The sequence below is a fragment of the Bacillus paranthracis genome (assembly GCF_024296885.1).
In the GTDB taxonomy this organism is placed as follows: Bacteria; Bacillota; Bacilli; order Bacillales; family Bacillaceae_G; genus Bacillus_A; species Bacillus_A paranthracis.
Genome location: NZ_CP101135.1, coordinates 796,884 through 816,684, shown reverse-complemented (window position 1 = coordinate 816,684; position 19,801 = coordinate 796,884). Strand labels below are relative to the sequence as shown.

Below are 19,801 nucleotides of genomic sequence, written 5' to 3'. Positions count from 1 at the left end.
CTTTTTTACATTCCCCTCCAAAAATCATGCATAATAAAAAAGTACAAAATAACGAGAACGGCTGTCCCGCATAACGTAATACGCCGATATATACTTTTCTCCCCTTCCCTTGCCTTAACAAACGCCCAAATAAATCCGAAGAACAATATTAAATCAACGTATGGAACATAAAACGAAAAGACGAGAAACGCATACAAATACACGATAAATAAACAGGTCGTTACTAAGAAAACTTTAAACGCAAATTCACTTTTCATAATGTAACCGCCCCCTATCTGTACTGTATTATATTCAGCAAAGTACAATAGTTGCAGTTAAACTCGAAGTAGAAATAAGCTACCGTCTATAATACGGTAGCCTATTACGGAACATTATATTTTCGTTTATATATATTACTTAAAGCTGAAGAAGGAATTTGCTCATAACGAATTTTTTCTCCTGTTTCATCCACTATATACAAATTGTTTCCTATATAATATATTCCATCTTTTCGTTTTGAGTACACTGCATACCTTTCGTTTGGCAATACCGTTTTCACTTTCGTTAGCTGTCCATTCGGTTCTTGCCAATATATATCGGCGCGATCTACTAACGTAAGCATACCAATTTGCTCTTCTTCTACTTTACGACCATTCCAGCTCACAACACGATAACCAAGCTTATTCGCTTCATATTCCGGGCTCGTATGAAACCGAGAAATGATTACTTTCGTCTGTAATTGAACTCGGTCATATAACCACTGTATATCCCTGTCATGCATACGAATACAGCCATTTGATTCCCTACTTCCAATTGTCCATTCCCGATTTGTCCCATGAATCGCATATTCATTTTTATCTAGTCCAAGCCATCTCGTACCAAGAGGGTTATTTGGTGCACCACCAGCTATTTTTTTTCGATGGTATTCTTTATTTTTATATTTAGTTATAATACAAAAATTACCTTCAGGCGTAGGTGTACGATCTCTTCCAGTTGTTACGGGGAATGTTTTTGTATAATTTCCATTTTCAAAAAAAGACAACTGGTTTGTCGTAAGATTCACTAATATTAAATGATCTGTACTAGCAAAAGCACTAACCGGTAGAATGAAAAATAATAGTATGACGAAACATAGCTTTTTCATCTATACCCCCCTAGCGCTCACTATAATAAGTGGAATTAACTTTACTTTGCTCTTATAAATGAAAACTATCCATTTACAATAACGCCCCCATTTACATGTATCATTTGTCCAGTAACATAAGATGAATCACCAGACGCTAAATATACATATGCTGGCGCTAATTCATATGGTTGTCCAGGTCTTTGCATTGGAACATTGCTTCCAAACTGTGATACTTTTTTCTCATCAAAGCTCGATGGAATAAGTGGTGTCCAAATTGGTCCTGGCGCAACACCATTTACACGAATCCCTTTTTGCACTAATGACTGAGAAAGTGATCTTGTGAAAGCAACGATTGCCCCTTTCGTTGCAGAATAATCAATTAACGTTTCATTTCCTTCGTATGCAACGATAGACGCGGTATTTATAATGACATCCCCTTGCTTTAAATGAGAAAGTGCGGCTTTCGCAACGTGAAAATAAGAAAAAATATTAATACGAAAAGTCTTTTCTAGCTGTTCTGCTGTAATATACTCTAGTCCTTGCTGCGGATATTGCTGCGCGACATTATTTACTAAAACCTGTAAACTACCTAGCTGCTGGACGGTCTCTTGAACAACATCTTTACAATGCTGTTCATCACTTAAATCACCCGGCAACAATACACACTTTACACCTTCTTTCTCAACATACTGCTTCGTCTCATTAGCATCTTCTTCCTCATCTAAATAAGCAATCGCAATATTTGCTCCCTCTTTCGCAAAAGCGATGGAAACAGCTCGTCCAATCCCACTATCTCCCCCTGTAATTAATACATTCTTTCCTTTTAACTTTTCGCTACCTTTATAATTTGGATCTTCAAACTGTGGTAGAGGATTCATTAATGATTCAATACCAGGTTGTTTATTTGGATGTTGCGCTGGCATTGTTACAAAGTTTTTTTGCTGCGGCATAATTTCTTTCAACTCCTTTTTCTTATAATGTGCATAATAAAAACTGAAATTCGCACATCATATTACGATTAATATTCGAATTTAAGACACAAAATATGAATTGTTGTAAACTTTTTATGCAAAACTATTGCAAAATAGATAAAAAACGAATATTATATATAACTGTTGTGAAAATTATTCGTAAACAGAAAGGATGTTTATATGTTTAACCTTTCAAAACATAAAACTTCTATTAAAACTGAAATTATGGCAGGTATTATTACCTTCTTAACAATGGCATATATCATTGTCGTAAACCCAGTTATCCTTGGGGATGCAGGTGTTCCATTTGAACAAGCATTTACAGCAACCATTATCGCTGCTGTTGTCGGAACATTATTTATGGCGATCTTTACAAACTTACCAATCGCAATTGCACCAGGTATGGGATTAAATGCTTACTTCTCTTACTCTGTTGTAAAGGCTCATGAAGGCATGACTTTCGCAATTGCATTCTCTGCTGTATTCGTAGCAGGTATGATTTTAATTTTGTTATCATTCACATCTTTCCGTACAAAATTAATGGAAGCAATTCCTGAAAACTTAAAACATGCAATTACTGCTGGTATCGGTCTTTTCATCGCCTTTATCGGTTTACGTTTAACAGGTATCGTTACAAAAAATGAAGCAAACTTAGTTGGACTTGGTGATCTTCACTCTGCTCCAGTACTACTAGCATTAGCTGGACTTGGAATTACGATTGTTCTTATGTCTTTAAATGTAAATGGCGCACTATTTATCGGTATGTTATTAACTGGTATTATCGCTTTCTTCACGGGACAATTATCATTCTCAAACGGTGTTACATCAATGCCTGGATTACCAGAAGGAATTATCGTTTCAAATCCAATTACTGCTATATCTGACGTAATTAACTACGGATTATACGGCGTTGTATTCTCATTCTTCCTTGTTACATTATTCGATACAACAGGTACATTACTTGGCGTTGCTCAACAAGGTGGATTTATGAAAGATGGAAAACTTCCAAAAGCTGGACGAGCTCTTCTATCTGACTCATTCTCAGCAACAATCGGTTCTATGTTCGGAACAACACCATCAACAGCTTACATTGAATCTTCTGCTGGTGTTGCAGCTGGTGGTCGTACTGGTTTAACAACTGTTACAGTAGCTGTTCTATTCGCTCTAGCAGCATTCTTCGGACCATTAGTAAGTGCCGTTTCTGGTGTATCAGCTATTACTGCACCATCATTAATTATCGTTGGTAGTCTTATGATGGGTTCAGTTCGCCACATCGATTGGGACGCATTTGATGAAGCATTCCCAGCATTCTTAGTAATCTTAAGCATGCCACTTACATCAAGTATCGCAACAGGTATTGCACTTGGATTTATTTCATATCCACTTATGAAAGTGGCAAAAGGTAAATTCCGAGCTGTTCACCCACTTGTATATGTATTTGGAATTTTGTTTGCTTATCAATTGATATTCTTACCACATTAAAAACCCTCTTTCTGAGGGTTTTTTTATTTACAAAAAAACATTTGACAACCATACAGAATCATGGAATAATTCGAAATAGTTAAATATTCGATGTCTTATCAAGAGCAGGTGGAGGGATGAGCCCTACGAAGCCCGGCAACCGACCCATTTATGGGCACGGTGCTAATTCTTACAACACATTGTGTTGAAAGATAAGAGTAATATGATAAGACGTCTTTTCTATATGAAAAGGCGTTTTTTATTTTCACTCCCTCCTCTCTCTTCTTAGTTTAGGAGGGATTTTTTTATGAAAAAACTATGTTCCATCTTACTTATTTTTCTCTTATTTACATTAACAGCTTGTACAAATGAACAAGATGCTATCTCTTCACAAAAGCAACAAACTGTGAAGCAGGCAACTACAATGGTAGAAAAACAATTACAAACAGAAGTTCCAATCCAAATGAAGAAGCCATTAAAAATCGCATTAATTATGCAAATGTCCATCGGAACTTTTTCCTCTCAATATATTGAGGGCGTCAAAAAACAAGTTGAGCTATTTGGCGGCAGTGTACAAGTCTACAATTCTGATAATGATTTAGCAAAAATGGCTGCAAATTTAGATACTGCTATTAATTCAAAAGTGGATGGTATTTTAATTGATCATGGCCGTTCTGAAGCACTAAAACCCGGAGTAGAAAAAGCATTACAGGCGAACATTCCCGTAGTTGCGTTCGATAACGATCTACGCTTGCCAGGTGTGACAATTATCGATCAAGATGACTATAGTCTTGCTTGGAAATCTTTAAAAACGTTAGCGGAAGATTTGAATGGAGAAGGAAATATCGCAGTTGTATGGGTTGGCGGATTTGCTCCAATGGAACGCCGCAATGTTATCATTGATGCCTTTTATAAACGGTATCCAAATATAAAAGAAGTTGCAAGGTTCGGTACTGCTAGTAATAACACACCGCTTGATACACAAACACAAGTAGAAGCTTTACTAAAGAAATATCCGAAAAAAGGCGATTTACAAGCTATTTTCGCTTCGTGGGATGAGTTTGCTAAAGGGGCTGTTAAAGCACTTGAACAAGCTGGTCGTACAGATATAAAAGTATATGGCATTGACTTAAGTAATGAAGATTTACAACTCATGCAAAAAGAAAACTCACCTTGGACTGCTACAGCTGCAACTGACCCAGCTGAAGTAGGTAAGGTTCAAGTACGATTTTTATACAAAAAAATTGCTGGTGAACAAACGCCAGATATTTATTCACTAGAACCTTATTTAGTAAAGAAAAATAGTTTACCGAAAGAAAATATAACAATGGATCATTTATCAAAATATATAAATGGTTGGGGAGACTCAAAAGATGCATATTCCCCTTGGATGAAAAAATTAGAGAAGGAGAAAAAATGATGACGTTCTCTCTTCAAAACATTACACATTCTTATCATATCGCTACACCTGTTCTAGAAGATGTTTCTATTCATATTCAAAAAGGAAAAGTGCACGCTTTACTAGGCATGAACGGTGCCGGAAAAAGTACTTTACTAAAAATAGCAACTGGTGAAATTCAACCAGTTGCTGGCGATATAAAAATTGATAATCAGTCTGTTTCCTTTACTTCACCTCGAGATGCAAAAAAGCATGGTATTTCTTTCGTAACACAAGAAGTAGATCACGGACTTATTCCCGGATTATCTGTATTAGAAAATGTACTAATCGATCATTTAGCAATGCAAAATAAAATACTATTTTCAAAGTCCAAATTAGTCGCACTTGCTAAACAACATTTGCAAACTGTACAGGTAAATTTAAATATTTCGGAAGATGTTTCAAACTGCTCATTACATGAAAAACAATTACTCCTTATCGCAAGAGCTTTATCTAACAATACAAATTATCTTTTATTAGATGAACCTACTTCTTCTCTTGGACCAAAAGAGGTTGAAACCTTTGGGAAACTATTAAAAGATTTAACAGCAAAAGGTATTGGCATTATCTTAATTTCTCATCGTTTATCCGAGATTCGAAATTTCGCAGATGATGTAACTGTATTACACAATGGGAAGGTTTCCCTTTCTGAAGCTATTACAAAGATTACAGATCAGCAAATTGTGGAAGCAATGACTGGAAAACAACTTACACTCCCTATTAATACAGCACCAAAACGCGGGAGCAAAGAATTATTTAAAGTACAAGAGCTTCAATTACGCGAAGATCATTCTCCCCTTTCTCTTACAATACGAAAAGGAGAAACTGTTGTGGTATACGGATTAATTGGAAGCGGCAAAACAACACTTGCTGAAACGTTATTTGGTGCTCGTCATACTTATCACGCTGAAATAGATGGTCAAACAATAAAAATCAAAACACCGCGAGATGCAATTAAAGCGAAAATTGCACTTGTACCCGAAGAAAGAAGAAAACAAGGCGTGTTTCTTACAGAAAATATTATAGGTCACACAAATTTACACCAATCAGGATGGCAACGAAAACAAACCGAATTAAATAATGCCACCATGGCAATTTCTTCTTTCAGCATTTCGCCAAATGACCCAAAAGCCTTTATTCATTCACTTAGTGGTGGAAACCAACAAAAAGTCTCAATTGCAAAGTGGGATGGGTTCAAACCTAATCTATTTCTTTTGGATGAACCAACTAAAGGTGTAGACATCGCTGCAAAACAAGACATTTTTCAATTCATTCGCAGCATTACAGAAAACGGAAGTTCCGTCATTTATTTCACAGGAGAACAAGATGAAGCACTACATATCGCTGATCGCATTCTTATACTGGCGAACGGAGAATTTGTAGGTGAATACTTACCAAACGAACTATCTCCTGAACAGCTTTTACATTTATCTGAAGGGAGTTATTCCATTGAATCTCGTTCATAAAACTAAAAAAACAGATTTACCTACTCATCTTTTTTATCAATTCAGTACAATTGCTATTATTATAGGTGTTACAATTTTTTTCTCTATCGTCAATGATTCTTTTTTAACATATAACAATATTAGTGATATTTTACGTTCTATTTCCATCGTAACGTTACTTGCAATCGGCGTTACCTTTACATTAATTGTAGATGGATTTGATTTATCAGTTGGCTCTACCGCTAGTTTAGCAACAATTGCCGCTGCTTCTTGTCTCGTTTTATATCGACAAGAACTATTAGTTACACTCCTTGTTCCTATTCTTTGCGGGGTATTAGTTGGGTTATTAAATGCACTACTCGTTATCCGAATTAAACTACCAGATTTACTAGCTACATTAAGTATCATGTATATTGTTAATGGACTACACTTAACATTTTCAAAAGGATCTTCAATTTATGAAGGAATGTCCGGTGCAACAGGACATTTTATTCCATCCTTTTTATTTATCGGTCAAGGTTTCGTCTTAGGAATTCCAGTCCCTGTCATTATCATGCTTACTGTCGTTTTAATTGCACATCTATTTTTAGAAAAAACAACGTACGGTCGTTTCTTTTATATGACTGGTGGGAATCGAGAAGCTGCTAGATTAGCTGGTATTCCTACTGATCGTTACCGTGTATATGCTTACATGATTAGTGGTTTACTAGCTTCTATTGGCGGCATTATTCTATGCAGCCGCGTTGGAACAGGACAAGTTTCAGCTGGCGCCCCATTATTAATGGATGCAGTCGCAGCTGCCTATATCGGTTACGCAATGTTCGGTGCTAAGAAACCAAATATAGTCGGAACATTTCTCGGCTCAGTATTAATTGGAATTATATTAAATGGACTCACAATGATGAACGTCCCTTATTATGCACAAGATATTATTAAAGGCAGTATTTTAATTACAGCCCTAGCCTTTTCATTTATTAAAAAGAAGCGTAAATAAAAAGTAGAGCATCGAATTCGATGCTCTACTTTCCCTTTGCAACAATCACACGAAAGCCTCCACCATTACTAAACTATGAAAAAGATAACAGCATTTAAAAATTATTAATATTTCTCATTCACCTGTAATTCTTTACTATACTTCTGAATGAAAACTGAAGAAATAACCATTACCATCCCTACACTACACCCAATAAGCTGATCCAGTAGCATTTCATCATGAATGAACCAGCGCAGTAAAAATACCCCACCAAAAATAAGCATCATAATAAATCCAGTATGTCTAAGCCCTTTATATACATTTTCCATATGTATCACCTCTCCACATACCTTTTATCCATATTATACCATAAATTTTATTGAATATTGCCATCAAGTAGTCGTATCGTCCTCTGACAATATGCAGCTACCTTTTGATCATGTGTAACAACTAGCACTGTTTTTCCTTCTTTATTAATCTCTTGTAAAATACTCATAATTTTTTCCCCATTTTCTTGATCAAGAGCACCAGTCGGTTCATCAGCAAGTATAATTTTTGTATCTTGTGCTAAAGCCCTTGCTATTGCTGTTCTTTGCTGTTCTCCTCCTGATAACTCGTAAGGATATTTGTTAATATGCCTCTCAAGCCCTACCATTTTCAGCATTTCTTTTGATATTTGCATACGTTTCTTATGAGAAATTCTTCTATATATAAGTGGAAGCATTACATTTTCAATAATCGTATAATCATCGAGTAGCGAAAAGTTCTGAAACACAAATCCAACTTCCGTGTTTCTATACTTATGATAGTTTTGCTTTAATGTACTCGTATCCATTCCATCTAAAAAATACTTTCCAGCAGAGGGGCTATCGATTAAGCCAATAATGTTAAGGAGAGTAGACTTCCCCGAACCAGAGGGGCCCATAATGGCTATCATTTCGCCTTTTTCTATTGTAAGATTAATATCTTTTAAAGCACTAAAATTATTCTTTCCAAAGCCCTTAGCCACATTTGCGAGCTGAATCATCTATAACACCTCTTTCATATATGTATTTTTTATTTTTATTACATTGAAATAAATGATTGCATATATAACGAGGATCATTACAAGTGATAAAGCACCTATAACAACCAATGATTCTATAGAAACTTTTAACGTTCCAAAGAAAGATACTATACTATTTTCTAGCCCTTTCTGAATTTCAATTACTCCGCTATTCTCCCATTGAAAATACATTATTCCTATACATATCGCTAAAACGAATAGCAACATATACTCAATAATAAATGGAAGACATATTTGAAAAGTGCTTGCACCTAACGCTGATTTAATAGAAATATTTTTACGCTCCATATAAAGTGCTGCCATTGATGTCAATACAATAGATAGAAATGAAAAAAATAAGACTGTACCGCTTAATAATAAGGGGTATGACATATTATCAATACCTTGTTTTTCATTTTCTAACAATTTATTCGGATTTGTAACATAATACGAATAACCCTTACCTTCCGTTACCTTTAATACTTTCTTTTGAAATTCATTTATATTTATCTGCTCCTTTGTTTCTATAATTAACCCATTATATAAAAGTTCTACACTATAGAACTCTATTTCTTCTGTTCCAATTGGTAAAATCGCCATGTCATCTAATATTGTAATACGATTATCCGATATTTCACCACTTCGAGGATATGTAAATGGTGAATTTTTTTCTAAAAAGCCAATTACTTTTAGCTTCATTTTTCCAGATTGTATAACATCACCAATAGATACCTTTTCTATATAATTAGCCCCTAATATAACAGGTCTAATATCAAATACTGATTTATGAAATTCCGATTCCTCAAAATATCTTCCTTGTGAAATTCGTATATGAAAGTACTTATTAATATCTTTATCAACAATAAGAGTCTTTATCGTTCCATTTTCTTTTTTTAAACTAAGTGAATAGTTACGGAACAAATAATTTGTTTTATTTGTTATTGGTATCGTATTAGATAACCCTTGCATGAAATGTTGATAATCACTTTTTGCTTTTTCTTCGCTAAACAATGTTATATCTTGCGTCGCATAAAGTTCATAGAAATTTTTATGAGTCGATAAATTATTTGCTACCGTCATCATTTTTCGATATCCCGAAAGATTACTAACAAATTCTATTGCTGAAGAAAATGCAATAATTAAAGAAATTACTATAATCAAACTTGGTAACAACCGTTTTTTCACAGACCGTATAGAATCAAATATAAAAAACATGAAGACCTCCTACGTTCTTAAATGTTTTCCGGGATATATATTTATAATGTGCTTGATTGGAATTACAGTAACAAACATTGTAAGAAAAATTATAAAAACAATATTACATACCAATACATATGGTGTTAACGGTTTTAATAAGTATGTCTGAAAATACGTATGAATTGTTCCAGAAAACATTTCTAACACCAGAAAAACCAACAGCATCGCCAATAGAGAAATAAACAAAATTTGAATATATAGTTCGCAGTAAATAGATATATTAGAAGCACCTACTGCTTTTTTTAATGAAATCTCTCTTTCTTTTTTATAAATCCAAAATAAAACCGCAGAAATACCAGAAACAATTGCAACAAGAATAAATTTATAATAATACTTATTTGCTGGATCTATATGTGTCACATTTAGTTCCTGAAGATCTCGTTCATTCAGTATTTGAACATCTCCCGAAAGCAATTCTTTACTCCTATCCATAAACTTTTTTATTTCGTTATGAATAGATGATGTAGGATTAACAACTGTTAATTGTAATTGTTTACTCGCGATAATACCTTTTTTAGATATAGTAGGTAAGTTTTGAAGTGGAACGTATATACCTGCTACACCGACGTCACTGTCTTTTCTTGATATAGTTCCTATTTTTTTATATGTATCATCAAATTCATATAACTCCTCTACATTCGTTTGATCGCCAACAACCATATCGTTTACATTTTCACGATGAAAATATTGTCCTTCAGAAATATATGGCTTCCAATAATACTCATCTTTTAAGTTCACAGCTATAATCTTTGTTGCCCCTGAACTATTTAATGCTTTTAAATGCTCTACGTAAATATCACTTTTTACAAAAATATCTTGTATGAAAGGAATTATCTCTTCCAATTCAGTTGCATTCGCTATCGGAACAGTTAAAATTTGATTCTTCTCTGGAAAACCGATTTGAAAAGCAGATATAAAGTTTCGTTTAGATTCTGTTAAAAGTGCGGCTATTGATATAGAAAGAAAAGAAATAAAAAATGCCATAAGAAGAATGACGGAAAACAGTTTGTTGTTTTTTATATTTTTAAAAGCTAAATACATGTCTCTGCTCCTTTTAGATAAGAAGGAGATGATGAACATCCCCTTCTCCTTATCCAAATATTTATAAAGACAACTGTTTAATGCTTTTTACCACTGTAATCGTAAGTTACCGTTACTATCAAAAGTACCTTTGTGTGTATCTTCTTGATAGTCATTATTCTCATTTGCATAATGCTCCGAGTATAGTCCTTTTGCACCAAAGGCGTTGTATGCACCATTACTCACAGTTGCGTTTAATGCTCTTCCAGATTCATGGGACCCTAATTTGTCTGAAGCGCTTTCAATATATGAATTATTTCCATTTGATTTAATAAAAGAAATTGCTACTGAACAACGAGATGCATTTTGATTCGTAGTAGTTTGAGCTCTATAAGATAGTAGGTTACCGCTTTTGTGACCGCTTAGAGTTGGATAGAATGCACTTGTTGAGATTGATGTTGCTAATAATACTAAAGTCGTAATTGAAAAAACTTTTCCTTTCATTAACAATCACCTCATAAATTTAATATTTTAGTAGCGCTACCTCATCATAATATCCTTCAAATAAATTCTCCTCAATAAGACACCCCTATGTTTTACAAACTCTTTAAACACTTAAACATTCATACATTTTTAAAAAGTAACGGATAAGCAAGCAATACAAAAAAGACTGCAGAGAATTTCTTCTCCACAGCCTAATACTTATTTTTGCAAGAACGCTTTTAAATCTGCAAATTGTCTCTTTGCATCTTCATAACCTTGCTCATATAGATTTTGTAGTTTTGCTGTATCTTTTTCCATACGATCTACTTGAAGCGGTACTTCTGGACGAATAACAAATAAATTACCCGCTTGTTCTTCTTTTTCAATGTAGTGAAGTGTTTCATTATACACTTCATAGCGATTTAGCATCGTGTTAACAAGATTCGGATATTTTTTATAAGCTTTCGCAGCAATCCACCCAAATCTTGATTTTTTCTTTGCGTAACCGTGATTTCTTGTTAAAATTACGACTGATTTTTTAAATCCATCTTCCTGTGCTTTACGAACTGGAATTGGATCTGAAATCCCGCCATCTAATAATTGCTTACCACGATAATTTACTACTGGTGCAATGAAAGGTAATGAACTAGAAGCTTGTAATAAATTTAGTGCATCGTCATTCGTTCCCTCTTTTTCAAAATAAACAGACTGTCCTGTTTCACAATCCGTCGTTCCTACAAGGAAACGCTCTGGGCTATTAAAGTATGTTTCAAAATCAAACGGCACATGCTTTTCTGGAATTTCATGAAAAATAAAATCCATATCAAATAGCTGACGTTTTCTCCATAAGTTTTTATACGATAAATATTTCGGATGTGATGCATAATCAATATTGACCGTTTTATTTCTATTTCTTTGTCTGGAAAGATACGACGCTGCATGACAAGCACCAGCTGATACACCGATTACATATGGAAAATATAAATCTTGTTCCATAAAGTATTCTAATATCCCGCCCGTATATACACCACGCATACCGCCGCCTTCTAATACTAACCCTGTATTTTCAAGCATGTTACTCTCTCCTCTATATATATTGACTCTTTAATTATTCACTATGTTAAGTATCTGTTTCTATTATATATGAGTTCTTTCAGAAATTATATTTAAAAGACTTGAGAAAACGGAATTTTTTCTTCCAATTATATTTCCAAATGATCAGAGACATCCTTTATAAACCTTTGAATAAAATCTTGTTCTTCTTTCGTATATCTATCTAAGAATAACAGCCACTTTTCTTCAGCTTGTTTATGCAATTTATCATGAGCTTTATATATTTCATTTCCGCTTTCCGTTAAGCGAAAGAAAATTTCTTTTTGATTGTCTAACATTTGCATCTTCTCAACGAATTTCTTTTGGAACAACTTTGTACAAACTTTAGAGATTGCGCCCTTCGTCATTCCCATTTCTATCGTAATTGCCGTTACATTCATCAGACCATTTTTCCCGATACACTCGATTACATGTAACTCAGATAAAGACATACCACTTACACCTGTCTCACGAAGAAACTTCTCATTTTGTCCTTTCAAATGTTCTTCTCTTTTATGCAAAAGTGTACGAATGTCCGAAAGTATTTCCATTTGTTTCGTTACATAATCCAATCCGTTCGCCCCCTAAGTTTCCAAAGAAACAATTTAACTATATACCATTTTAAAATCATTTTTTCATATTTACAAGTGAGAAAAACATGTTAAAATAAATTTAGTTTCCAAGGAAACTAAAAAGGAGGAGGTTAACATAATGAAAAAATCCAAACTACATTTCATTTTATATGTTGTCTGTATTAGTGCCTTACTTGGTTCCTTCGCTCAAAATATTTACACACCTATCTTGCCCATGATTCAAGGTTCTTTTCATACTTCTCTTTATCTTGTAAATGTAACAGTTTCACTTTTCACATTCATTCTTGCAATTATGCAGCTCGTATATGGACCTTTAATTGATACAAAAGGGAGAAAATCTGTCCTTATCCCTAGTTTAGTCATTAGTACAATTGGTTCAATCGGATGTGCTTTTTCGGCAAACATTTATTTATTTCTCTTTTTTAGAGCTGTTCAAGCTATAGGAATAGCGGCTATACCTGTAGTTTCAGCAACGATTATCGGCGATTTATTTGAAGGAAAAGAACGCGGAGAAGCGATGAGCCTATACCAAATGTTACTTGCCCTCGCACCTGCGATTGGTCCTCTCATTGGTGGTTATCTCGGCAGTATAAATGGCCACTTATCCGTATTTCTATTTTTATCTATACTTGGCATTCTTTTATTAATGATAAACCTTTCACTACTTCCAGAAACAAAACCTACTGTAATTAAGCAACCGCAAGCAAAAAAGAATTACTGGTTTATCTTAAAAAATAAAACTGGATTTTCTATTACTCTTATTGGCTTCATTCAATTTTGTATTTACTTTTGCTTTCTCGTTTTTTTACCGAGTATTTTAACAAATTCATTTCATTTAACTGTAAATGAAATTGGTCTTATGTTTGTACCAATGTCTCTTTCTATCATGCTGGGAAGTTTTTGCTACAAGTTTTTGCAAAAACGCCTCACAACAAAGCAAACTTTATTTATTACGAGTTTCTTCAAAATTATATGTGTCGTTTTATTCTCTTTCACATATAGCATTAATATCCCATTCATCATTATCGTTACATCTTTGTACGGTTTTAGTATGGGACTTTCTATGCCAACTCACACTACTTTATTAACGGAAGAATTCGTACAAGAACGCGCAACAGCTATCGGTATGTACAACTTCATCCGCTATCTTGGTATGGGCACAGGCCCACTTATAGGTGGATTTCTTTTATTTAACCAAAATTACTTTTGGATTTTCTTCCTAGGCGCAATTATGTTTTTACTTGTAATCTTATATGCAATGAAAATGCTATGCTTCCCTGCCACACAAAAAGCAAAATAGAGACCTACAGATGGTCTCTATTTTAAACTCTTTGATCCGCAACAATATGAATATCAATATGTTTCGTCTGTCTCATAATTTCATTTACAATAGAACCTTTTCGAATTTCTTCCCACCGCGTTCTCGCTGATTGCCCAAGTAAAATTTGTGTTACTTGCAATCTTTTCGCGACTTCAATAATAACATCCGCAGGCTTTCTCCCTTTTGCTTCTTCTAATACAAAACTTGCATCAAATTGATTCGTGAGCGACTTCCACTCTTCAATTGTTTGTTTTTTACTAGCTGAAAGAGAGTCTATATTTTCTCTTTCAACATTTAATACATACAATTCAGCGTTTAAGCGATTAGCCATGCGCCAGCCCCGTCTTATTAATTTCTCTGCTGTTGAACTGTACTGTACACAAACGAGAATTTTTTCTTTCACTCCGATTGGTTCTATCACTGTTTGACTAATCTTTTCGTCCATATCGTCAGCGACTTCCCGAAGTGATAATTCTCTTAGTGCTCCTAAATTATTAAGCGTAAAGAAATTTTGTAAGCTTTGCTGAATTTTTTCTTCTTTATATATCTTTCCATCTATTAACCTCTTCCGAAGTACTTCCGGCGTTGCATCAACGAGCTGAATTTCATTTGCTTTTTGTAAAATAAAATCTGGAATTCGTTCTCTTACTTTTACATTTGTAATTTGAGCTACAATGTCATGAACGCTTTCTAAATGTTGAATATTAAACGCTGACAATACGGATATACCAGCCTCTAACAATTCTTGTACATCCATATAACGCTTCTTATTTTTAGAGCTGGGAATATTACTATGTGCAAGTTCATCCACTACAACGACTTGCGGCGCACGCTTTATAATTCCTTCCACATCAAGTTCATAAAACACTTTCCCTTTATACTCTATTTCTTTTAAAGGAACCTTTTCTAAATCAGCAATTGCGTCTTCTGTCTCTTTTCTCCCGTGCGTTTCAATTAAACCAATTACAATATCCATACCGTCCTTTTTCATCTCTCTAGCATCATAGAGCATTTTATAGCTTTTCCCTACTCCTGGAGCTGCTCCTACATATAGCTTTAACTTCCCACGGTTTTGCTGACGAATATATTTTAAATACTCTTCTGGTGTTCGCCTTTGAAAAGTTGGTTTATAATCATCCGCATACAAAACATTCACAACCCTTCTTTTGAAACAACGCTACCTCAATCCTTTAGATTGAGGTAGCGTTGTTACTATTTCAGTAGTTTCTGTAATTCTAAATTTAACTTTAAAACGTTCACACGGTTTTCTCCAAATAAGCCAAGTGCCGCACCTTCTGTTTGCTCCTTAATCAATTGATTTAGCGTTTCTTTCGGAATATTCGTTATTTTAGAGATACGCTCTACCTGCACGGAAGCTGCCTTCGGACTAATGTCAGGATCAAGCCCTGAACCTGAATTTGTCACTAAATCGATTGGTACTTCTGTAACTGGAACGCTCGGATTTTGTTTCTTCCACTCTTCAATACTTTTCTCTACTCGTTTCTCTAAATCTGGATTAGACGGTGCATAGTTATTTGAACCAGACGCTTCTGCTTTATATTCAATACTAGAAACACGCCCATGAAAATAACGTGGATCTGTGAAATTTTGACCGATTAATTTAGAACCAATCACTTCATTTTTATCATTATATATTAGACTTCCATCCGCATTATCCTTCATTACTGCTTGTGCAATACCAGTAACAATAAGCGGATATACAAGTCCGCACAACACTAAAAATGTAAAAGTAATACGGATGATTGGTGATAGTATACTTTGTTTCTTCGCCATCTCTTTCCCCTCTTCCTTATATAAACAAGCCGACAATCATATCAATTACTTTAATTCCAATGAACGGTACAATCACTCCGCCAAGCCCATAAATAAGTAGGTTTCGGCCAAGTAGTGCATTCGAACTCATCGGTTTATATGCGATACCTTTCATCGCCAATGGAATGAGTAATGGAATAATAACCGCATTAAATAGTAATGCTGATAAAATCGCTGACAGTGGTGATGTTAGTTTCATAATGTTCAATGCTTCCATTTGCGGAATCGCAAGTGTAAACATTGCTGGAATGATTGCAAAATATTTCGCTATATCATTTGCAATACTAAACGTCGTTAACGCACCACGTGTCATTAACAATTGCTTACCGATTCCTACAACCTCAATAATTTTTGTCGGGTTCGAATCTAAATCAATCATATTGGCTGCTTCTTTCGCAGCTGTTGTACCACTATTCATCGCTAATCCAACATCAGCCTGTGCTAATGCCGGCGCATCATTTGTACCATCACCTGTCATCGCTACGAGTTTCCCTTTATCTTGCTCTGCTTTAATAACTGCAATTTTATCTTCTGGTTTGCACTCAGCAACAAACTCATCTACTCCTGCTTCTTTTGCAATGGTTGCTGCTGTTAATGGGTTATCCCCTGTACACATAACCGTTTTAATCCCCATTTGACGCAACTGTTCAAAACGTTCACGCATACCAGGTTTTACTGTATCTTTTAAATAGATTAAACCGTAAATACGATTATTCACTGCAACTACAAGTGGTGTTCCGCCCTCTTTTGAAATGAAATCTGCTTTTTGATTTACATCTTTCGGAATTGTTCCACCTTGTGACTGAACCCATTCAATCACGCTACCGACAGCACCTTTTCTCACTTTCGTTCCGTCCTGTAAATCAACACCACTCATTCTCGTTTCTGCTTTAAATGGAACAAACTCACCTTGTTCCGCAAGTTCTCTATTATATGATATAGATTTCGCTTGCACATACTCGATAACAGATCGACCTTCTGGTGTTTCATCTAAAACTGAGCTAATCGCAGCCCACTTTCCAACTTGCTCAATCGTTTCATTTCCTACAGGTAATAATGTATGAGCCATTCTGTTCCCGAAAGTAATCGTACCCGTTTTATCTAAAATAATTGTATTAATATCGCCAGCAGCTTCTACTGCTTTACCCGACATTGCTAACACATTAAACTTTGTCACACGGTCCATCCCGGCAATACCAATCGCTGATAATAATCCACCAATTGTCGTTGGAATTAAACAAACTAACAATGCTACAAGTACAGCTGTATCAATTTGAAACCCTAAATAATTTGTGAAAATCGGCAGCGTCACAACAACGATTAAGAAAATAAGCGTTAAACTCGTTAATACTGTATTTAAAGCAATTTCATTCGGTGTTTTTTGACGAGCAGCCCCTTCTACTAAAGAGATCATTTTATCAATAAATGATTCACCAGGATTACTCGTAATGATAATCGTAATCTCATCACTTACAACCATCGTACCGCCTGTTACGGAACAAAAATCACCGCCAGCTTCTTTTATTACAGGAGCTGATTCCCCTGTAATCGCAGATTCATCAACAGATGCTAATCCTTTTATGACTTCCCCATCACTTGGAATCATTTCTCCTTGTTTTACAATAACAACATCACCTTTTCTCAGATCCGTTGCTGAAACTTGAACAATGTTCCCATTTTCTTTTACAACATTGGCAAACACATCTTTCTTCGACTGTTTTAAAGAATCGGCTTGCGCTTTCCCCCGTCCTTCCGCTAATGCTTCTGCAAAATTAGCAAATAAAACTGTAAATAAGAGAATGAAAGAAACTGTTATATTAAACCATCCTGGTACACTACTAGAATGACTTGGAAGAAACGATAAAATGAACGTAATGATAAATCCAATTTCTACAACAAACATAATCGGATTCTTTATCATGACTTTTGGATTCAATTTCGCAAAGGACTGTTTCATCGCATGTGTCACGATATCACGATCCATTGTTTTCGCTTGTCTAACTTCCTCTTCTACAACATGTATTTGCGACTCATTTACTCTTTTTTCTTTTACTACTACCGGTCTCATCATTTACCCTCCATTACTTCAATGTAAGAAATTCTGCAATTGGACCGAGTACCAACATTGGGAAGAATGTTAATGCACCGACAATTACAATTGTTCCGATGAAAATGCCGCCAAATAAACTATTATCCGTACGGAACGTTCCGACTGTTTCTGGTACAACCGTCTTTTCTTTCAATGAAGCTGCAACAGCTAGCATCGTAATTAAACTGAAATAGCGTCCTAAAAACATAACTAAACCAGTTGTAATATTCCAAAACGGTGTATTATCCGCTAATCCTTCAAATCCAGATCCGTTATTCGCAGCTGACGATGTGTATTCATATACTACTTGCGTCAAACCGTGGAAACCGGAATGAGAAATAGCATCCGTTCCTAAACTTGTTGAAAGAGCTAATGCTGAAAATCCTAAAATAAGCAGTGGATGAAATAGTATCGTTACCGCAATTAATTTCATTTCCTTCCCTTCAATTTTCTTACCTAAAAACTCCGGTGTCCGTCCAACCATCAATCCTGATATAAAAACTGCGATAATCGCATACATAATAATGTTCACAAAGCCTGCTCCAACGCCGCCGTATACTGTGTTTAACATCATATTTACGAGTGGTACTAACCCACCAATTGGTGTTAACGTATCATGCATCGTATTCACCGCTCCGGTTTCAGCAGCTGTCGTTACTGTTGCGTATAGTGAAGAAAATACTGTTCCGAACCTTACTTCTTTTCCTTCTGTACTTCCTTGTACATGTTCGATACCCATTCCATTTAAAGCTGGATTCCCGTTTAATTCAGATGTCGTAATTGTTATAAATCCTAGTAAAAACACCATGAATAGTGAAACGAAAAGGATGCGACCTTGTTTTTTATTTCCTACCATTCGTCCGTACGTAAATGGAAGTGCTGTTGGCAACAACATCATAAGCATCATTTGCAAAATATTACTCATTTGCCCTGGATTTTCGAAAGGATGCGTAGAGTTGGCTCCGAAAAATCCACCGCCGTTATTTCCAAGTTCCTTAATGGACACGAATGATGCAACTGGCCCGCGTAAAATACTTTGTTTCGCGCCATCAATCGTTTGCGCCGTAACTGCCCCGTCTAACGTTTGTGGTACACCAAGTGCGACAAAGACTAGTGCCGCCATAAATGCGATAGGAAGAAACACTCTCGTTAATGCTCTCGTAAAATCAACGAAAAAGTTACCGAGTTCTTTTCCAGCTAGCCCTCTTATAAATGCCATAACGAGCGCTAACGTCGTTGCCGGTGCTGCAAACATTAAGAATGTAATTCCGATTAATTGTGATAAATAAGATAAACCATTTTCACCGCTATAATGCTGTAAGTTCGTATCAGCCATAAAACTAATTGCTGTATTAAAAGCGAGCGTAGGCTCCATTCCTTCAATGTGTGCTGGATTTAATGGCAATACTCCTTGTAGTCTGAAAATGAAATATACGACAACAATCATAAATCCATTTAATAAAACTAATGATAATGCGTACTGTTTCCACGTTTGATTATATTCTTTTACACCCGTAATTTTAAAAATAAGTTTTTCAAAAGGCCCGAATACTTTATCTAGCTTTTTACTACCTTGAAAGGCTTTCTCTAAATAAATTCCCGTTGGCTTTGCCACAAGAATAAACAATAGCATTGTAATAACGACTGCAACCCAGATCATAATGAATGACTCCCC

Annotated in this window: 19 protein-coding genes and 1 riboswitch; of the genes, 5 read left to right on the top strand and 14 right to left on the bottom strand. The window is 35.1% G+C overall.

Features of this window, described 5'->3' with window-relative positions:
* Positions 1-5 precede the first annotated feature (5 nt).
* From NLJ82_RS04130 to NLJ82_RS04120, 3 genes are all read right to left on the bottom strand, one after another.
* Complete coding sequence (locus NLJ82_RS04130; RefSeq protein WP_000834195.1) at positions 6-257, bottom strand: hypothetical protein; 252 nt, start codon at positions 255-257, stop codon at positions 6-8.
* A gap of 104 nt (positions 258-361) precedes the next feature.
* Complete coding sequence (locus NLJ82_RS04125; RefSeq protein WP_000732023.1) at positions 362-1,123, bottom strand: L,D-transpeptidase; 762 nt, start codon at positions 1,121-1,123, stop codon at positions 362-364.
* Between the two features lie 65 nt (positions 1,124-1,188).
* Positions 1,189-2,055 (bottom strand): SDR family oxidoreductase, encoded by an 867-nt coding sequence (locus NLJ82_RS04120; protein WP_001136270.1) that lies wholly within the window; start codon positions 2,053-2,055, stop codon positions 1,189-1,191.
* Between the two features lie 201 nt (positions 2,056-2,256).
* Between NLJ82_RS04120 and NLJ82_RS04115 the strand changes: the two genes are divergently transcribed.
* The 4 genes from NLJ82_RS04115 to NLJ82_RS04100 all read left to right on the top strand — a co-directional run bounded on the left by NLJ82_RS04115 (position 2,257) and on the right by NLJ82_RS04100 (position 7,414).
* Entirely contained in the window at positions 2,257-3,558 is a 1,302-nt protein-coding gene (locus tag NLJ82_RS04115) for an NCS2 family permease (protein WP_000482724.1), read from the top strand.
* A 92-nt stretch (positions 3,559-3,650) separates the two neighbouring features.
* Positions 3,651-3,756, top strand: a riboswitch (SAM riboswitch).
* An 88-nt stretch (positions 3,757-3,844) separates the two neighbouring features.
* Positions 3,845-4,957, top strand: a complete 1,113-nt coding sequence (locus NLJ82_RS04110; RefSeq protein ID WP_000732061.1) for a sugar ABC transporter substrate-binding protein — start codon at positions 3,845-3,847, stop codon at positions 4,955-4,957.
* Entirely contained in the window at positions 4,954-6,441 is a 1,488-nt protein-coding gene (locus NLJ82_RS04105) for a sugar ABC transporter ATP-binding protein (RefSeq protein ID WP_041185201.1), read from the top strand. Before NLJ82_RS04110 ends, NLJ82_RS04105 begins: the two co-directional genes overlap by 4 nt.
* The gene (locus NLJ82_RS04100) at positions 6,425-7,414 is read left to right on the top strand and encodes an ABC transporter permease (protein ID WP_001054972.1); all 990 of its coding nucleotides are present in this window, start codon (positions 6,425-6,427) and stop codon (positions 7,412-7,414) included. The genes NLJ82_RS04105 and NLJ82_RS04100 overlap by 17 nt, the downstream gene beginning before the upstream one ends.
* Positions 7,415-7,518: 104 nt before the next feature.
* On the opposite strand, the gene NLJ82_RS04095 is transcribed toward NLJ82_RS04100, so the two are convergent.
* The 7 genes from NLJ82_RS04095 to NLJ82_RS04065 form a co-directional block, all read right to left on the bottom strand.
* Positions 7,519-7,722 (bottom strand): hypothetical protein, encoded by a 204-nt coding sequence (locus tag NLJ82_RS04095; RefSeq protein WP_001993632.1) that lies wholly within the window; start codon positions 7,720-7,722, stop codon positions 7,519-7,521.
* Between the two features lie 47 nt (positions 7,723-7,769).
* Positions 7,770-8,420, bottom strand: coding sequence for an ABC transporter ATP-binding protein (locus NLJ82_RS04090; protein WP_000615280.1), 651 nt, complete (start codon positions 8,418-8,420; stop codon positions 7,770-7,772).
* The gene (locus NLJ82_RS04085; RefSeq protein ID WP_000465079.1) at positions 8,421-9,653 is read right to left on the bottom strand and encodes an ABC transporter permease; all 1,233 of its coding nucleotides are present in this window, start codon (positions 9,651-9,653) and stop codon (positions 8,421-8,423) included.
* Positions 9,654-9,662: 9 nt separating this feature from the next.
* Positions 9,663-10,736, bottom strand: a complete 1,074-nt coding sequence (locus NLJ82_RS04080; RefSeq protein WP_000280213.1) for an ABC transporter permease — start codon at positions 10,734-10,736, stop codon at positions 9,663-9,665.
* Between the two features lie 87 nt (positions 10,737-10,823).
* A complete protein-coding gene (locus NLJ82_RS04075; protein WP_000676983.1) occupies positions 10,824-11,219 on the bottom strand; it encodes a hypothetical protein in 396 nt (131 codons plus the stop codon).
* 198 nt (positions 11,220-11,417) lie between these two features.
* Complete coding sequence (locus tag NLJ82_RS04070) at positions 11,418-12,272, bottom strand: patatin-like phospholipase family protein (protein WP_000892678.1); 855 nt, start codon at positions 12,270-12,272, stop codon at positions 11,418-11,420.
* Positions 12,273-12,400: 128 nt separating this feature from the next.
* Complete coding sequence (locus NLJ82_RS04065; protein ID WP_000386825.1) at positions 12,401-12,862, bottom strand: MarR family transcriptional regulator; 462 nt, start codon at positions 12,860-12,862, stop codon at positions 12,401-12,403.
* Positions 12,863-13,001: 139 nt separating this feature from the next.
* On the opposite strand from NLJ82_RS04065, the gene NLJ82_RS04060 reads away from it, so the two are divergent.
* A complete protein-coding gene (locus NLJ82_RS04060; protein WP_000748678.1) occupies positions 13,002-14,183 on the top strand; it encodes an MFS transporter in 1,182 nt (393 codons plus the stop codon).
* 22 nt (positions 14,184-14,205) lie between these two features.
* Here the strand turns inward: NLJ82_RS04060 and kdpDN are convergent, their stop codons facing one another.
* From kdpDN to kdpA, 4 genes are read right to left on the bottom strand one after another with little or no spacing between them, the layout of a single operon-like run.
* Complete coding sequence (gene kdpDN / locus NLJ82_RS04055; protein ID WP_079993943.1) at positions 14,206-15,360, bottom strand: KdpD-like non-kinase potassium sensor; 1,155 nt, start codon at positions 15,358-15,360, stop codon at positions 14,206-14,208.
* A 56-nt stretch (positions 15,361-15,416) separates the two neighbouring features.
* A complete protein-coding gene (gene kdpC, locus NLJ82_RS04050; protein WP_001085554.1) occupies positions 15,417-15,998 on the bottom strand; it encodes a K(+)-transporting ATPase subunit C in 582 nt (193 codons plus the stop codon).
* Between the two features lie 16 nt (positions 15,999-16,014).
* Positions 16,015-18,105 carry a potassium-transporting ATPase subunit KdpB gene (gene kdpB, locus NLJ82_RS04045; protein ID WP_001248032.1) on the bottom strand — a complete coding sequence of 697 codons (2,091 nt, stop codon included), beginning with the start codon at positions 18,103-18,105 and terminating at the stop codon, positions 16,015-16,017.
* A gap of 13 nt (positions 18,106-18,118) precedes the next feature.
* The gene (kdpA, locus tag NLJ82_RS04040) at positions 18,119-19,786 is read right to left on the bottom strand and encodes a potassium-transporting ATPase subunit KdpA (protein ID WP_000638353.1); all 1,668 of its coding nucleotides are present in this window, start codon (positions 19,784-19,786) and stop codon (positions 18,119-18,121) included.
* Between the last annotated feature and the right edge of the window lie 15 nt (positions 19,787-19,801).

Coding starts and splice junctions, on each gene's coding strand:
- NLJ82_RS04075 (WP_000676983.1), bottom strand. CDS start 11,219: ATGAAAGGAAAAGTTTTTTCAATTACGACTTTAGTATTATTAGCAACA.
- NLJ82_RS04130 (WP_000834195.1), bottom strand. CDS start 257: ATGAAAAGTGAATTTGCGTTTAAAGTTTTCTTAGTAACGACCTGTTTA.
- NLJ82_RS04060 (WP_000748678.1), top strand. CDS start 13,002: ATGAAAAAATCCAAACTACATTTCATTTTATATGTTGTCTGTATTAGT.
- NLJ82_RS04105 (WP_041185201.1), top strand. CDS start 4,954: ATGATGACGTTCTCTCTTCAAAACATTACACATTCTTATCATATCGCT.
- NLJ82_RS04125 (WP_000732023.1), bottom strand. CDS start 1,123: ATGAAAAAGCTATGTTTCGTCATACTATTATTTTTCATTCTACCGGTT.
- NLJ82_RS04085 (WP_000465079.1), bottom strand. CDS start 9,653: ATGTTTTTTATATTTGATTCTATACGGTCTGTGAAAAAACGGTTGTTA.
- NLJ82_RS04070 (WP_000892678.1), bottom strand. CDS start 12,272: ATGCTTGAAAATACAGGGTTAGTATTAGAAGGCGGCGGTATGCGTGGT.
- kdpA (WP_000638353.1), bottom strand. CDS start 19,786: ATGATCTGGGTTGCAGTCGTTATTACAATGCTATTGTTTATTCTTGTG.
- NLJ82_RS04080 (WP_000280213.1), bottom strand. CDS start 10,736: ATGTATTTAGCTTTTAAAAATATAAAAAACAACAAACTGTTTTCCGTC.
- NLJ82_RS04095 (WP_001993632.1), bottom strand. CDS start 7,722: ATGGAAAATGTATATAAAGGGCTTAGACATACTGGATTTATTATGATG.
- NLJ82_RS04110 (WP_000732061.1), top strand. CDS start 3,845: ATGAAAAAACTATGTTCCATCTTACTTATTTTTCTCTTATTTACATTA.
- kdpB (WP_001248032.1), bottom strand. CDS start 18,105: ATGAGACCGGTAGTAGTAAAAGAAAAAAGAGTAAATGAGTCGCAAATA.
- kdpC (WP_001085554.1), bottom strand. CDS start 15,998: ATGGCGAAGAAACAAAGTATACTATCACCAATCATCCGTATTACTTTT.
- NLJ82_RS04090 (WP_000615280.1), bottom strand. CDS start 8,420: ATGATTCAGCTCGCAAATGTGGCTAAGGGCTTTGGAAAGAATAATTTT.
- NLJ82_RS04115 (WP_000482724.1), top strand. CDS start 2,257: ATGTTTAACCTTTCAAAACATAAAACTTCTATTAAAACTGAAATTATG.
- NLJ82_RS04120 (WP_001136270.1), bottom strand. CDS start 2,055: ATGCCGCAGCAAAAAAACTTTGTAACAATGCCAGCGCAACATCCAAAT.